Consider the following 16,027-nt stretch of genomic DNA (forward strand, 5'->3'; position numbering starts at 1 on the left):
CTTAGTTCCTCCTTGATTGTATATAGACACTACAAAGTTTGTTGATCTACGATGAAGAATGCATCATCAGTAGAGCGTTCGCAATAAGAAAAACAATTACCTATACGAAGACCAGGAAGTGCAATGACCTCATCTTCTTGCGTAACAATAACTGGCCATTCGTCTCTAAGTGCCATTGGTACCTTCTCGTCAATAAAAATACGAGATATGCGCTTATGTTGATTCAAGCCAAGTAAATTGATACGGTCTCCATTCATTCTCGTTCTGACATATAACGGCAATGGGACTTGCTCAATTTGAAAAAAATAAGTCTTTGCGGACGGGGTAGTATCAGATGGCCTTTCATCAGATAACTTTCCTATGTATACACGCAAATTGTTCGTCAAATTCGTCCATGTATTAAGCGTAACCATTAAAGGCAACTTTTCTACACTTGAAATTTGTTTTTTCTTGATAATTAGCTCATCATATTGACGAATTGCTACAACACCTTTTGGTAAATGCAAAGTTGCATTTCCAGCCGTCGATGAAGTCAGTTCGAGAATAGAATTCCACAGGGTATAACTTTGTACAATTGTTGTATCTTTATATAGATATTTTAATAGTAGTAGAATGATTCTTCTTTGTAAAGCGAGTGGCTTATTTTGGAATGCTTTTATGCAAATTCTCCATGAATCTTCATTTATTATTGCCACAACTTCATGAAAAGCTTCTTGCGCTAAACTTTGCAATAAATCTTCATCCGCTTGTGCCTTTTCGGTATACTGACGAAATGCATCAGCAACACGTGGATTTTCACCTGCAAGTAACGGTACAACATGATGGCGAATTCGATTACGTGTATAAGAATCTTTTTTATTACTAGAATCTTCTCGATAAGCCTGTTCGTTTCGTTGTAAATAAGTATGAATGTCATTCTTCGTCACAGATAAAAATGGACGTATTAGATGCCCGTTTGCAAATGGTCGCTCTCGTTTAATCCCAGTAATTCCGGAAGCACTCGAGCCTCGTGTAAGTGCCATTATGACACTTTCTACTTGATCATCTGCATGGTGCGCAACTACAAGATGCGTACTTGAACTTTCTATCATGATCTTCTCGAAATACCGATAACGCTCTCTTCGGCATATAGCCTGTAAATTCCCTTTCTCACGTTGTAAAATCTCAGGAATAGGTATATCAATAGCATAAACAGGAATGTCACGTTCTTGGCAAAAAGCTTCAACAAATTGACGGTCCCTTTCAGCATCTTCCCCACGCAACATATGATTCACATGAATCGCCGCAACAGTGACACCCAATCGGTCTTTCTCTTTATACAAAAAATGCAGAAGTGCCATTGAATCAGCACCTCCCGAACAAGCAACGAGAAGACGGTCACCTTCATTACATAAATGATAATACTTCATGTATTGATAAGCTTTTTGTTCGAGTTGTTCCATCTTCTCACCTCATTCACTATCTTACCATTCTTTGCTCAGAAATAGCCGCCGAAGATGGTTTAAATAAAGACCAATTTGAAATTTTATGTTCAATACGGATTGCGACGAGTGTACAATCATCATTTGGTACATCCTGACCTCGAAATGCACGTAAAACAGATGCACACATATCCTCAGCTGGGCAATTCTCCAGCTCCTGTAAATGACGAATTAGTTTACTTTCCTGCTCCTCCCAAGACTTATTTTCAAAGAACAGACCATCCGTACACATGAAAATTATATCCCCTGCTTTTAGTGATACTTGATCTGCTTCTACTGAAAATGATGTCATAAACCCTACTGGCTCACTCTTACTCTCTAATCGAATACACCTTTCCCCTCGTACTAAATAAGTTGCCATACTCCCTGCTTTCCAGGACCATAAAGTGCCGACTTGTAAATCCACAAGTGCAAAATCCATTGTCGCGTACATATCACTATCATTTTTCAAAGACATGACATAATGCAATGTATGCATGGCTGTTTCGGGTGCCATTTGATGGTGCATGCATTCACGCATTAATCGAATGAGACGTCTACTTTCCTGATGTGCCTTTTTACTATGTCCCATTCCGTCTGATAACATAACGGCCGTAAGCCCTTGATGAAGTGGGAAAACGGCGTGTGAATCACCAGAGTAAATCGTATTCTGCTTCGAAGACGTATATACATCATAAGACATATGGAATCGAACCGAAGATTGAAATGTCATCTGCAAATGTGGATACGGACTGTCCTTCATAGCAGTTCTCGCGATTTCAAACGGCTCATTAAACACACTTTGTAAAATTGGTAGCACTAAGCGCTCTGCTAATGTTTGATCTGTTTCCCACATGGCCTTTTTCTCTGGTAAACAGCAAACAATTTTCCGATTCCCTGTCTCATTTGATAAAATATCTACTTGAAAATGTTCAATTCCAGCAAGTTTTAGCTCTTCTGATAGCTCGTCCTCTTTATGCTGAAAAGACACTGCTTCCCCCGTCATATCATTCATCACCATATCGATATGCTGGCACATATCCCGCAATTGCAAAGCAATCATCTTACGACCGTGGTAAAACTGACCACTAAGTTGCTTTTTCGAAACCTTCTCCTCCAGTGCGGACAAAAACGGCGCGGACTTCACACATTTATAACGAATTTTTTCATCAAGTTGCAATCTTGTCGCTGCATTCGCAGTAGCACTTGCATCCAGCCATCTCTGCGTTAAATCTGGCATCTCACTTTTACTATTGCTCCAACATTTATCGTACTTAAAGCAAGATTGGCAAACTGCGAGCGGTTGCTCCTGCCTCTCTTCTGCTACAGTTTTGTTCACATTCCCAAAACGATCATGTACAAGCTCTTTCATAAAATCTACGAAGTGATGAAAATCTACAAGCTTCGTATTGAGCCTTTCCGTTAACCACTTCTGCCTTTCTAAAAGCACTTCATCCCTATTTGGATATAATTGATTTTGCCAATAAAGAACCCATTTCTGTGGGAAGATAAAAAATAGTAAGGTAGCAAATGCAATAGACATAAAGAATGTATAATCAAGTGGCAGTGTCGCATCATACAATGAAAAAAAGACACTCGCCATAATGCCCCCTGTGGCAATCCAAAACCTACCGGCATTTTTGCAAACCCCTGCAAATAAACCGGTTACCGCGTAAACTGCCATCATTCCACTAAAAGATAATTGAGATAGACTAAGTATCATACCTGTTAGCACTGCTACAGCTGTTGCTAATGTGACACCGCCAACTAATGCAGATACAAGTATAAGTAAATGCATAGCAATACGTGATACTGATAAGAAGCTAAGAACAACATCGTCCATAGCGGTTAATACCACAGCCCCTACGATCAGTGCTGCACCGAGTCGCTCAAAAGACCATCTGGCCGTCATTAACTGATGCATCGGTAAGAAAAGGATACCCAAAAAGAGTGTCATGAAGATTGCTAATGCACCTTCATATCCGATGTATAGCCATACAAGAATTGGAGGATGCCCATTGTACGAAATATATTGCCAAACTATTTGAACCGTCAAAATACTAAACCCTACTATTACAGGAAGTGGTAATCGTTTAAAAGGGGTTTTTAAAAGGAGTAATAAAAACAACAATTCCAATATATGAATGGTTGTTTGCCCGAAACCTAATGTAAGACTTCCGCACAATCCTCCTACCAATGTCCAACTCATCCACCTTGGATATCTAGTAAATGCAATTGCTGCAATCGGTAGGAAGAATGGTACCGTTGCTTCAAATAACACAGCTTGAGATAAGTAAAAGGAACAAAATAAAAACAAAACTGATAGCCATATTCGGTATTTTCTCTTAGCTACACTTGCCCATGTATTCTTAATTGCTTGATTTTGCGCTATTCCTTCATGCCACATCTTCATAAAACAACCTCCTCCTGAACATTGCCACCATTATAGATTGAATATTCCATAAACTTTGTCTTTTTGTGTTTTCATGAAAAAAAACTTTTCGACGAGAAATTGCTTTTTTAAAGAAAATAATTTCATAAAACAGCTTGACACTTACACACTTTATCTTGTATTATTTATTATGTTGTTTAAAACGGCGGCGTAGCTCAGCTGGCTAGAGCGTACGGTTCATACCCGTGAGGTCGGGGGTTCGATCCCCTCTGCCGCCATAATTTTTTTATCTGGGCCATCTGTGCCAATATTATTTGGCCCCTTGGTCAAGCGGTTAAGACACCGCCCTTTCACGGCGGTAACACGGGTTCGAATCCCGTAGGGGTCATCATAAAAAAGCAACTTTCTCATGATGAGAAAGTTGCTTTTTTATATGTCAAATTAAGTACGGTATATACATATACGTGGCAAATTGTCTACAGAGGTGTCGTTATAGGCGAATTTTAGTTTGTTTGTATTGCATTTAATAGTACAATTCGTCAGGTATAAACAATTAAAAAAGCAACCCACGACGTACTTGGATTGCTCAAAAATCTATTTCACACTTTTTCTACGATTAAAATAGCCAGCAAGTTACCCTCTTCTTGCGCCACGGCCACCACGTTTAGATTCTGTAGCGCGTTTTAGCGTTGCAAGACGATCTTCACTGTCTTTTAAGAATCGTGCCATTTTTTGTTCAAAATTCTCTTTTGGTTGATGACGGTTATCATTACGATCATTTGAACGATTATTATGACGTGGGCGTTGAGGCCGCTCTGGTCGTTCTGCTTGAGGCTTTGCTTTACGAATAGACAAACCAATTTTGCCATCCGCTTCGACATTCATTACTTTAACCTCAACCATTTCTCCAACTTTCAAATGTTCGTTGATGTCTTTTACATAATTGTCTGCAACCTCACTAATGTGCACCAGACCTGTTGAGCCATTTGGCAGCTCTACGAATGCTCCAAAATTTGTGATACCTGTTACCTTACCCTGTACCTTGCTGCCTACTTCAATTGACATAAAAAAAATGCTCCTCCTTAATAAATCAAGCGACTTTGTAAGCCATGTAATCAAATTATGAATCTTAAAACTCGGTTAGATTCTCACTTCTAATTATATCCAACAAAAAAAGAGTGTCAATAAGACTACTCTTTCGAATCCCCATTTTTCTCATCTTTTTCGGTATTTTCTGGAATTGAGAAAATAATTTCACCAGCTTCAGAAAGGAAAAGTTCTTTACGTGCTAATTTGGCGATATAATCATCGTCATTTAGCTTCGAAATTTGAATTTTCAATTCCTCTTGTTGGTCTTGGGTGTCTGAAAGTTTCTGGGTTAGCTCAATTTTTTGCTGTTCTTTTTTAGCGAGTGTCTTCTTTTGATTTATCAATGTAAATACTAGGGACCCCATAACGAGAACAAATGCGATTGTGAAAAGTGCCAGTCTTCGATAAAGACGTATTTTCATGGCTCGTTTTTTCTTTTCCTGCCGTTCCATGGACTCGATGTATTCTCGACGAATGGCAGCAACTGAATTTTCTCCACTAGCTTTTTTGTTACGATTATTCATCCTCGTTATCCCTCCCTAAATAATAATTCTTCTAGCTTCTTCATTGTTATTGTATGTGTATTCTCCATTATAACGAATTTACCTTGATTTTTTAAGCCTTAACTGTTTAGTTTTTTTAACCAATGGCGTAAATGGTAACAGCAGGAGCCTTACAACACGCATTATGGCGCGGATTATCCACCTTATGATCGAAACGAAAAAATTAAAAATTAACCACAATGGCCTAAGTAAAATAATGTATATTAGACGACCTCCAAAGCGAAATACCGATTGGAAGTATAACTGATAACAATAAAAACCTGCGAGCTGTGCTATTGGATCAACAATACGCCATTCACCAGCTCGCACATTAAATAGTAAATAAAAACTAGCTATACCGAGTATAAGCCAAGTTATCAGCTCTAACGCTATATAGCCTTTTCTTCTGAATGACCGCGGGGGTGCATAATATTTAATCGTACGTACTAGATCTATACATGCTGCTCCTACAATTCCACTAGCAATCATGACGAGAAGGCTGAGAAATTGCGCTGTTACGGTCATCCAAATATTTTATGAAGGAAGCTTTTAGACAAGCCGTTGTCTTCGTCATCATACTGTAGCGTCTTCACTGTTCCTTCAAGTGTCAATAAACCCTTGTCTACATCCAAATGGACAATACGTAATTCCTCACCTCTGATGAGTAAATGTCCTTGCGAAGTGTGCACTAAAAACTCTTCTTGATCAAAGCGCTCGATTGATTTCACCGAAGTGACATCCATTCGTTTGCGATTTCTGACCGTTAGCAAATGATCCCCTGTTGGAATTGTGTACGTTGCATTATCCGGCTGTAACGTCAATGATTCCCCTCCCTTGTCCTGTCTTTAAACTATATGCTGCGGACAAACCCTTTATGATAAAACTGCTAATTTCCATTCAGATATTTGTTTATAGATAGGTTTTTCAAAACGCTTTGCAGTCATTTTAGTACTATTTTAGCGTTACCTCTTCAACATTCACTCTTTAAATAGATAGAAGAAACAAGTATAACAATGATTTACTGCATATACCTGCTCATTTCTATGTATCCTTACATAAGATATTCTTATTCATTAATAATTTGTAACTTCCCCCTATCATGTTTACTGGTCAGTGTTACTTTGGAGAACTAGCTTTGGAATTGTCCAATTAAAAAAGTTGCCCTAAAATTTAGTGAATACTAATTTTCAGGGCAACCTCATATAAAATCATTCAAACAAAATATAGATCAATGCTTAAAATACTATTTCTCTTTAAGCAACATCTACTTTCAAAATCAGCTAGTTCTCATCATCGATAAATTGCGGTTCAATCTTCTCTAATTTCTCCTCTTTTATAATCGTAAACATTCTTGCAGCGTCTTCTTTTTTTACTGTATCTTTCAATTCTTCAACTCGTGCCGTTACAACTTTTTGACCGAATCGGATTGCGAGTTCGTCACCTGCTTTTACAGCAGTACTTGCCTTCACCACTTTACCGTTAATTGTAATACGACCTTGATCGGCAACCTCTTTTGCTAATGTGCGGCGTTTAATCAAACGTGATACTTTCAAAAATTTATCTAATCTCATATTTTATTTCCCTCCTTCTGATTTTGCCTCGTTCCAAAAGGCATCTAACTCTTCAAACTTATAAGCTTTAAAATCTTTTTTACCAGCCATTACTTGCGCTTCAACATACCCAAAGCGACTAGCAAATTTTCGGTTTGCGTGGAGCATGGCTTCTTCAGCTGAAATTTTATATACACGTGCGATATTCACTAATGTAAATAGCACATCGCCAAATTCATCGAGACGTGTTTCATTCGTTCCATTCGCTACTTCTGCTCGGAATTCCTGCAATTCTTCGGAGAACTTTTCCCAAACACCTTCTGTCGTAGGCCACTCAAAACCAACTTTTGCCGCTCGTCTTTGATAGTTATAAGACGTTTGCAGTGAAGATGCTGCTCGGTACTCACCTTTTAATAGAGGTTCCGGTATCTCACCATTAGCATTTTCTTTACTTTTAATTTTTTCCCAGTTAGCATTTACTTCTTCCACACTATCTACAGTAACATCACTAAATACATGAGGATGACGACGAATCATCTTAGTGCTTACTGCTTCTAATATATCCTCTAGGTTGAAGAATCCTTCATCTTCACCAATTTGTGCGTGTAAAAATACTTGTAGTAGCACATCACCAAGCTCTTCAATCATATGCTCATCATCTTGCTCATCGACCGTTTGTAGGAACTCATGCACTTCCTCTAGCATATATCTTTTCAAACTTTCGTGCGTCTGTTGTTGATCCCAAGGACAACCATTAGGGCCACGCAATGTTGAAATAATCTCACGGAAAGTTGACCATTCACGAAGAGCTCCATCACGATTCGTTACTGGAGGCACGTAGACGGTTGTTAAGTTATCAATTTCTGCTGCACGGTCCAATTCGTATAAAGGAACTGTACGTAGCTTTTCGCCTTTTGATCCTGCTGCAGTAACGATTGTAACTGGATAATCCTCACGATATTTTTCCATCAATGTCAGTTTTACTTCTGAAGCGCTGAAAGTATCATATACTTGTGCAATTAATAGATGTTGCTTCATATTCACTTCATGTGATGAGAAAGTTGCTCCATCTACCAATTGGAAGCCATCGATTGGATCGATACGTAATGCACCGAAGATTGGATCTAGGAAACTTTGACCTCCCTCAATGTTAAGCTTTACTTTGCCTTCTTTTTCAGCTTTTATTAATAGTTGAACAGTTAACTCTGCTACGAGTGGATGTCCAGGTACTGCGTACATTATATCTTCTTTCTCCACATAACTTAAAAGCGTTTCTACAATCTCTTCATAAACTGGTCGGAAATCATCGTGCTTTTCATAGATATAGTCAAAGCTTTCAAATTCGATTCCTTCAGTTGCTAACTCATTTAATACTGGGTGGTCTATCGTACGTACATATATTTTCTTTGCCTGCTGTAACTTACGATAAACACCTATTTGTAGCTGTTCAAAGTCACTAGCTCCGAGGCCAATTATTGTCAATTGATGCATAATTTTCACCTATCCTTATTTCTTTCGTTGTAGCCATAATTGATAACTGGCCATTCTGCGTCCAAATGGTAGTAAAAACCAATCCCTACTATTTAGAACTCCACACTTCGCAATGATTGTCAAAAACACAAACGCCCCTATCAATGCTGCTGTGCTTCCAGTCAATGCTGCGTTCAATCGCGAAGGTAAAGAAGCAAAGAGCCACTGCTCGGTAAAATAACTCCATAACAGTACACAAGTTATCATGACGGCTGAGGCAAATCCCATACATATATAAAAACGTGTGGGTGCGAAACGAATTGGTCTAATTTTTTTAAAATAATAGATCAATCCAATAGCTGAACATATTAAACCTAAATTACTAGCATATACCGCGCCTATGATACCCCACCTTATAATAAACAACTCATTACAAAGCACTTTCACTATAAAACCTACTATTAATATTAAAGTCGGTATTTTTAATTTCCCTAACCCTTGAAGCATGGCTGTCAGCGTTAGAATAAGTGACAACCATATAATTTGCGCTACAAATACTATCAATACATTAGATAACTCACGTGTTTCAAATAGCATCTCATTTACATAAGGCATAACGAGCATTAAACCAAGCGTCGCAGCAAAACCAAATAACAAGGCCGTACGATAGGTCAGTTGAATAAACCGTTCAGCTCCTCGCCCATTATCCTTTTTTGATGTATGGGCAACAAGAGGGACAATTGCAAGGGATAACGATGTTGCAATAACAAGCCCGACTTGCACAAGTGGCTGCCCTCTATCGTAAATTCCCTTCGTTTCCATTGCCTCTAAGGTTGAAATTCCACTTTTCGTAAGTGTTTCAAAAACAGTAAATGAATCAACTAGTTGAAAAAACAATAGTAAAAGGCCACTCATACTGACCGTAATGCTTAAAACTGTCAATTCCTTTAATACAGGAAAGATAGCTACCTTTTTCCTTACGGATATTTTGTTCCCTCGCTTAAACTTTTTAAAATACATCCATAATAAAATGATACCAGCTAGTTCACCAACAACAGTGCCTGCCACCGCCATTTGCCCTGCCTGATACAAAGAAGTGGTCGTCGTCATAACAAGCCAAGTACCACCCAAGATGACAAGGACACGAATAGTTTGTTCCATCACTTGTGCATAGGCAACTGGTGTCATCATACCGCGAGCTTGAAAGAAACCTTTATAAACAGCAATCGCTGGCATACATAATGTAACAAAGGAACCTGTACGTAAAAGTGAAGCTAATTCTGGATCGCCCATCCATTTCGCAAATAGATCAGCTCCACAAAATAAAATGATGAAGAAAAGGGTGGATAAAATACATAAATAATAAAATACCACCCGTAATAATTCACCGCGCAACACTCCTTCATCACGATCTTCAGCTTCAGCAAGTAATTTAGAAATGGCGACAGCAAATCCACTCGACGTCCAAACAACGAAAATCGCTATAAATGGATACACTTGCTGATAAATATAAAATCCCTGGTCCCCAACTAAATTTTGAAAAGGGACTCGATACACCATGCTCAGTATTTTGACAAAAAGAGCAGCAAGCGTTAATAATGCCACTCCCTTCACATATACCTTCATTCCCCACTTCTCAGGCATTTCAAATCCTCTTTCCTATACATCGTTCACCAAAATTCATAATAATCTAAGTGTCATCAGTATAGCATATTGATGCTTATCCATAAAAAACAGGTTATAACATGCCTAAAGAACTATATTTATTAGAAAATCACTTTCTTTATATAGTATTAGATTATTAATAAGTGACTTTTAGTTCAATACCAGTAAAAGCATCCGATAAAATTATTAATTAAAGAGTATAGAGGAGGGATTACTTTGAAGATGAATGTAGCGAATATTAAAACATTTCATAACGCGGCGAAATTTAATCAGCCACATATACTACAAAGTTCATATATCTATGCTGCATTAAAATCAAAACCGAAAAAAAATCGGGTTTTAATTGAAAAAGAAAATGGTTATGTACGTCAGTACCTCGTCAAAGAGGATGGCACTAAAATATTAATTTCCGAAATGCGGGAAGATACCACGAAACAAACAGCTAACCATAATGAATCAAATACCGATGATTTAATGAAGTTGCTTAATTTTTCAAGAATAGTACATCCTTCTAATATTAAAATGATAAAATAAAAAAAGTCTTCCTCGTAAAAATTGCGAGGAAGACTTTTTTCATGTTAATCAAGCATTTGCTTAGCAAGAAAATGAGCAGCAGTTTCAGCTACTTTTTGCTCTGAGTCACCAATAAAGTGCACCTTTGACAATATATAAACAGCGCCAATTGGGTCACCTGACACGATAATTGGTGCCACACAGTAAGATTTTATTTGCTCAACTTGACCTGGAACCAACTCTACAGAGCTTTCATGCTTCTCTACTAGAATGGATCGTTGCATAATACTTTCTTCAGCAAATGATGAGAGCTGTCTATTAACATAATCCTTTTTTGATACTCCTGCCACTGCAATCATTTCATCTCGATCACTAATTAAAGCAGCCGTACCAAGCGTTTCATATAATGTTTCTACATACGAAGTTGCAAAGTCACTCAATTCGCTAATAGGTGAATATTTCTTTAAAATAACTTCCCCTTCGCGATCCGTGAAAATTTCTAACGGGTCGCCTTCACGAATGCGTAAAGTCCTTCTTATTTCTTTTGGGATAACGACGCGCCCTAAATCATCAATACGTCGTACAATGCCAGTTGCTTTCATTCGTGTTGCCTCACTTTCGACAAAATATAGTTATACTTGTCCTAGTATGGTTCACAAATGGGCATTCTATGCAAAAAGGGTATTACTCAGCAACAGGTGCAGATTCTTCCCTTTTTGCAGTAGGCAAAAGTTTCATAATAGCTTCTAAAATATCAAACGGTAATTGTTTATCCATTTTGCGCTCATCTATTGTAAGTAATAGTTGTTGCCCATCCATCCGGAAGCCTACAGCCCGCCCGAACTTCAATGATTCTGAGACAACTTTTGCGCCATCTATGTTCGCCGTACCTTGCTCTGAAATTTGAATAGTAATAACTTTATTCGTTTCCTTAATTGAAGTGACTCCTGCTTCCTTCGCCCAAACTTTCATTCGTGCAATACGTAATAAACGTTCGGTTTCAAAAGGTATATCACCAAATCGATCTTGCAATTCATCAATAATTTCAAGATAGTCATTTTCATTTTCCATCGCTTTTACACGTTTATACATTTGAATTTTTTGATAGCCATCTGGAATATATTGATCAGGAATGTATGCGTCATACGGTAAAATTATTTCAATTTCAGGTATGTCTTCTTTTTTCGTACCACTACGTCGTTCTTCTATTGCTTCTTCAAGCATTTGTGAATATAAGTCAAATCCGACAGAATCGATAAAGCCATGTTGTTGAGATCCAAGTAAATTCCCTGCACCCCGAATTGATAAATCACGCATAGCAATTTTAAATCCAGAGCCAAGTTCAGTAAATTCTTTAATCGCTTGCAAACGTTGCTCTGCTACCTCTGTCAGTACTTTATCACGTTGATACATGAAATAAGCATAGGCTACTCTATTGGAACGCCCAACGCGTCCTCTTAATTGATAAAGCTGCGATAAACCCATGCGATCAGCATTGTGTACAATTAATGTATTCACATTTGGAATGTCAATACCTGTTTCAATAATTGTTGTCGTGACCAACACATCATAATCTCCGTCCAAAAATCCAAGAATAACAGATTCTAGCTCAGACTCACTCATTTGGCCATGTGCAAAGCCGACTCGCGCTTCAGGTACGAGCTCTTGGATCTCTTGCACCTTTTTCGCCATATCTTCAACACGATTATATAAATAAAACGTCTGCCCACCGCGTGACATTTCACGCTCAATGGCTTCACGCACAAGCGCACCACTATGCTCCATGACATATGTTTGGACTGGGAAGCGATTTGCAGGTGGCGTTTCGATTACAGATAAATCACGGACACCAACCATCGACATATGTAATGTACGAGGTATTGGTGTTGCTGTTAATGTTAATACATCGACATTCGTTTTTAATTGTTTGATCTTTTCTTTATGCGTCACACCAAATCGTTGTTCTTCATCGACTACGAGTAATCCTAAGTCACGATATACCACATCTTTAGATAAGAGACGATGTGTACCGACGACGACATCTATCGTACCGTCTTTTAACCCTTTTAATGTTTCTGTTTGCTGTTTTTTCGTACGGAAGCGGCTAAGTAAACCAATAGAAACTGCCTGCTCTTGGAAACGTTCTACCATCGTTTCATAATGCTGCTGAGCTAAAATGGTTGTAGGTACAAGGAAAGCTACTTGCTTACCATCCATAATTGCTTTAAAGGCTGCACGAATGGCAACCTCCGTTTTACCATAACCAACATCACCACAAACAAGTCGATCCATTGGACGCTCGCGTTCCATATCGTGTTTGACTTCACGAATAGAACGTAATTGATCTTCTGTTTCCTCATATGGAAACGCCGCTTCAAAAGTGCGTTGTTCATCACCATCTGGAGTAAAGGCAAAACCTTTTTCAGCTTCACGTTTTGCATATAGTTTTATTAAATCATCGGCAATATCTTGTACTGCAGATGACACTTTACTTTTCGCACGTTTCCACTCTGCTCCGCCCAGCTTATGTAGCTTCGGTTCACGGTCTTCAGAAGCAACGTATTTTTGGATTAAATCAATTTGATCAACTGGTACGAATAATTTATCATCTGCTCGGTAACGAATGTGTAAATAATCTTTATGTGATCCCTTTACTTCTAAAGTTTCGATACCGATATATTTCCCAATACCGTGGTGAATATGAACGACATAATCTCCAGGTTTAATTTCGGTATAACTTTTAATACGCTCGGCATTCGTCATTTTTTGAGGTCGCGATTTCTTTTTTTGCTTTTGTTTAAATAGCTCCTCTTCCGTAACAATCGCTAAACGCTGTAATGGGAGTTCAAAGCCAGCTGTCAATGCGCCTTCAATTGCATAAACACCCGCTCCATTCGGTTCCCCGAGTTGTATATGAATATCGTAATCATCCAACACTGTTTGCATTTTTCGCAGACGATCTTTACCTTCCGCCACAAAGAGCACCGTAAATTTCCCTTGCTCCCATCGCTCCATCTCATTTTTCAACAGAGGTATTTGCGCATGAAAATGTTGCATTGGTTTACATGAGAAACTTGTAGTTTTCTTAAACTGAACACCTGAAAATGCACGTGTAAATAGAGCAAAGAATAGTTTTGGTTGTTTTAGCATCGCAAAAATTTCTTTTAGTGAATATGAAGGTTTCACGGCATGCACCATTTTCCCTTCTTCTAGGAGGCTCAAGAACCATTCTTTCTCTTCTTTCTCCCATGCATCCATTACTTCTTGTACTCTGCCTAATTCATCAAATACAACAAGGGCATTTTGGGCAAAATAATCACCTAAATAAGATGGCTTATCATATAAAAGCGATCCATACTTGTTGGCGTAATCAGGTAAGTTACCTTGCTTTAGCATTTCAATATCAGCTTGGATATTTTGATAGAGTGCTTCTTTAACATCTTGCGCTTTCACTTTACGTAAGCTTTCAGCCAATGCATCCTCTAGCTTTTCAGCCAGTATTACTCTATCAACTCGCGTTAAAACGAATTCTGTCGCAGGCAAAATACGTACATCTTGTAATTTATCAATTGAACGCTGATCATCAGCTGAGAATGTTCGGATTGAATCTACTTCTGTATCGAACAATTCAATACGTACTGGCACTTCCATATAAGGTGGATAAATATCTAAGATACCACCACGTAATGCAAATTCTCCTGGCGTTGTCACCATCTGACCTCGTGTATAGCCCATTACAATAAGCTGATTCAACCATGCTTCCACATCGACATCGTCACCGACTGCCGTTTGAAGACGCAAATCAAGCCATTGCTCTTTTGGAGACATCATTTTACGTAGACCTGCTACTGGAATAATGTAAATCCCCTTTTGTTCATGTAACATATGGTCAATTGTTTCAATTCGTTGCGCTCTTAACTCAGGACTTGCTATCGACATATCAGCTGCGATAAATTCATCAGCTGGATAATAATGTACAAGATCCTCGCCCATTAACTTCACTAAATCATCATACATTTTCTGCGCCTGCAATAGATTTGGCGAGATGATATATACTGGCTTCTCTATAGCCCCATAAATCGTATCTAAAAAGGCTGGACGCGCACTACCAGAAAGGCCCGTAATTAACTGAGGACCATTATCTTGCTGCAAATCTTCCAATAATTTTGTTATATGCATATCTTGAGAGAACAATTTACGTAATATCTCCAAATGAAGCCCTCCTTCCTTCAAAAAAATATAATGAATCTATTTGCTCTATCTATATTTTGCGAGTAAATAGTCTATCTATTTCATTTTTCTTTTCATTCATATACAGAAAAAGGCCTTGGACGCATAGCGCACCAAAGCATTCTTCATTATTGTAGCCACTTTTTTAACGCATAATAGTCTGGAAATTGTTTTAAAGATTCTTCACAATGCTCACAAATACAATCGACCGTTGTATCTCCATTATGGTCTTTATGAATGTATTGTTCTGCTTCCGCTTCATTTAATTGATGTAACTTGCGGACACTCTCTTCTGAATCGAAAGGCAGTAGCCCAACCTCAGTTTCACAGTGCCGACAGCGATAATGAATTGCCATATGCAACATGCCCTCCTTTATAAAAAGTATAGACAGTCACATAGCAATTTATGCTCAATCATTAATTAAATTGATTCATAACATCTATAAATGGCTTGTCCAGTGCATACTCACAAGCATCCGCTGCTTTTTCAAAAGCATCCTGCATTATAGGTTGATCTTCCTTCGAAAACCTTGCAAGAACATAATCAGAGACCTTCATACCAGCAGGTGGGCGGCTAATGCCAATACGAATACGGTTAAAGTTTTGAGTACCTAAATGCTGGATTAATGATTTTATACCGTTGTGTCCGCCAGCACTACCTTTTTGACGCAAGCGTAATTTTCCTTTATCCAAATCTAAATCATCATAAATAACAATGATATCCTCGATATCGATATCAAAATAATCCATGATTGGACCTACACATTCACCAGAAATATTCATATACGTAAGTGGCTTCAATAGCATTACTTTGCCTTCTGGGCGGTGAATAGTGCCGTACATACCATTAAATTTTGATTGATTTAATGATACGCCCCATTTTGCTGCTAATATGTCGATGGTATCAAAACCGACATTGTGATGTGTATGTTCATATGTTTTGCCCGGATTGCCGAGACCAATTATTAGTTTCATAATAGCATCTTCCTTTTCTGCCTAATCCATGCTATTTTATCACATACCGTTGGAAATTATGAAAAAATGCAATTATTAGTGGTTTTTCGACTTTTTCCTAAAAAAAAACGCTCTATCATAAAATGATAAAACGATTTTTTC

At 38.2% G+C, this 16,027-nt stretch carries 14 protein-coding genes and 2 tRNA genes; 3 read left to right on the forward strand and 13 right to left on the reverse strand.

The annotated features are described in order from the left end of the window. Positions 1 to 29: 29 nt before the first annotated feature. On the reverse strand, positions 30 to 1,442 hold the full coding sequence (gene tilS, locus BK137_RS20265) for a tRNA lysidine(34) synthetase TilS (protein ID WP_038179289.1): 1,413 nt from the start codon (positions 1,440 to 1,442) through the stop codon (positions 30 to 32). Positions 1,443 to 1,458: 16 nt separating this feature from the next. Further along, positions 1,459 to 3,873, reverse strand: a complete 2,415-nt coding sequence (locus tag BK137_RS20270; protein ID WP_051448547.1) for a SpoIIE family protein phosphatase — start codon at positions 3,871 to 3,873, stop codon at positions 1,459 to 1,461. A gap of 183 nt (positions 3,874 to 4,056) precedes the next feature. Here BK137_RS20270 and BK137_RS20275 point away from each other — a divergent pair. Together BK137_RS20275 and BK137_RS20280 are read left to right on the forward strand one after the other, a co-directional pair. Then, positions 4,057 to 4,130, forward strand: a tRNA-Met gene (locus BK137_RS20275). Between the two features lie 38 nt (positions 4,131 to 4,168). Further along, positions 4,169 to 4,240 (forward strand) — tRNA-Glu (locus tag BK137_RS20280). Between the two features lie 245 nt (positions 4,241 to 4,485). Here the strand turns inward: BK137_RS20280 and BK137_RS20285 are convergent. The 7 genes from BK137_RS20285 to BK137_RS20315 all read right to left on the reverse strand — a co-directional run bounded on the left by BK137_RS20285 (position 4,486) and on the right by BK137_RS20315 (position 10,147). Next, positions 4,486 to 4,917: a S1 domain-containing RNA-binding protein gene (locus BK137_RS20285; RefSeq protein WP_038179287.1), complete on the reverse strand. Its 432-nt coding sequence runs from the start codon at positions 4,915 to 4,917 to the stop codon at positions 4,486 to 4,488. Positions 4,918 to 5,042: 125 nt separating this feature from the next. After that, positions 5,043 to 5,465 (reverse strand): FtsB family cell division protein, encoded by a 423-nt coding sequence (locus BK137_RS20290; protein WP_038179285.1) that lies wholly within the window; start codon positions 5,463 to 5,465, stop codon positions 5,043 to 5,045. A 78-nt stretch (positions 5,466 to 5,543) separates the two neighbouring features. Beyond that, entirely contained in the window at positions 5,544 to 6,008 is a 465-nt protein-coding gene (gene yabQ / locus BK137_RS23025; protein WP_038179283.1) for a spore cortex biosynthesis protein YabQ, read from the reverse strand. Then, positions 6,005 to 6,304, reverse strand: coding sequence for a sporulation protein YabP (yabP, locus tag BK137_RS20300; protein ID WP_038179281.1), 300 nt, complete (start codon positions 6,302 to 6,304; stop codon positions 6,005 to 6,007). The genes yabQ and yabP overlap by 4 nt, the downstream gene beginning before the upstream one ends. A gap of 459 nt (positions 6,305 to 6,763) precedes the next feature. Further along, positions 6,764 to 7,054 (reverse strand): RNA-binding S4 domain-containing protein, encoded by a 291-nt coding sequence (locus BK137_RS20305; RefSeq protein ID WP_038179279.1) that lies wholly within the window; start codon positions 7,052 to 7,054, stop codon positions 6,764 to 6,766. Positions 7,055 to 7,057: 3 nt separating this feature from the next. Then, positions 7,058 to 8,524, reverse strand: a complete 1,467-nt coding sequence (gene yabN / locus BK137_RS20310) for a bifunctional methyltransferase/pyrophosphohydrolase YabN (RefSeq protein WP_038179277.1) — start codon at positions 8,522 to 8,524, stop codon at positions 7,058 to 7,060. Positions 8,525 to 8,539: 15 nt separating this feature from the next. Beyond that, positions 8,540 to 10,147, reverse strand: a complete 1,608-nt coding sequence (locus BK137_RS20315) for a putative polysaccharide biosynthesis protein (protein ID WP_038179275.1) — start codon at positions 10,145 to 10,147, stop codon at positions 8,540 to 8,542. A 237-nt stretch (positions 10,148 to 10,384) separates the two neighbouring features. Between BK137_RS20315 and BK137_RS20320 the strand changes: the two genes are divergently transcribed. Beyond that, on the forward strand, positions 10,385 to 10,702 hold the full coding sequence (locus BK137_RS20320; RefSeq protein WP_038179273.1) for a hypothetical protein: 318 nt from the start codon (positions 10,385 to 10,387) through the stop codon (positions 10,700 to 10,702). 44 nt (positions 10,703 to 10,746) lie between these two features. On the opposite strand, the gene spoVT is transcribed toward BK137_RS20320, so the two are convergent. From spoVT to pth, 4 genes are all read right to left on the reverse strand, one after another. Then, positions 10,747 to 11,283: a stage V sporulation protein T gene (gene spoVT, locus BK137_RS20325; RefSeq protein ID WP_038179271.1), complete on the reverse strand. Its 537-nt coding sequence runs from the start codon at positions 11,281 to 11,283 to the stop codon at positions 10,747 to 10,749. Positions 11,284 to 11,365: 82 nt separating this feature from the next. Continuing rightward, complete coding sequence (gene mfd, locus BK137_RS20330) at positions 11,366 to 14,893, reverse strand: transcription-repair coupling factor (RefSeq protein ID WP_038179269.1); 3,528 nt, start codon at positions 14,891 to 14,893, stop codon at positions 11,366 to 11,368. A 146-nt stretch (positions 14,894 to 15,039) separates the two neighbouring features. Then, positions 15,040 to 15,267 carry an anti-sigma-F factor Fin family protein gene (locus tag BK137_RS20335; RefSeq protein ID WP_038179266.1) on the reverse strand — a complete coding sequence of 76 codons (228 nt, stop codon included), beginning with the start codon at positions 15,265 to 15,267 and terminating at the stop codon, positions 15,040 to 15,042. A gap of 61 nt (positions 15,268 to 15,328) precedes the next feature. Beyond that, positions 15,329 to 15,886 carry an aminoacyl-tRNA hydrolase gene (gene pth / locus BK137_RS20340; RefSeq protein ID WP_038179264.1) on the reverse strand — a complete coding sequence of 186 codons (558 nt, stop codon included), beginning with the start codon at positions 15,884 to 15,886 and terminating at the stop codon, positions 15,329 to 15,331. Positions 15,887 to 16,027: the final 141 nt, after the last annotated feature.

It is taken from the genome of Viridibacillus arenosi (genome assembly GCF_001955655.1).
Taxonomy (GTDB): Bacteria; Bacillota; Bacilli; order Bacillales_A; family Planococcaceae; genus Viridibacillus; species Viridibacillus arenosi.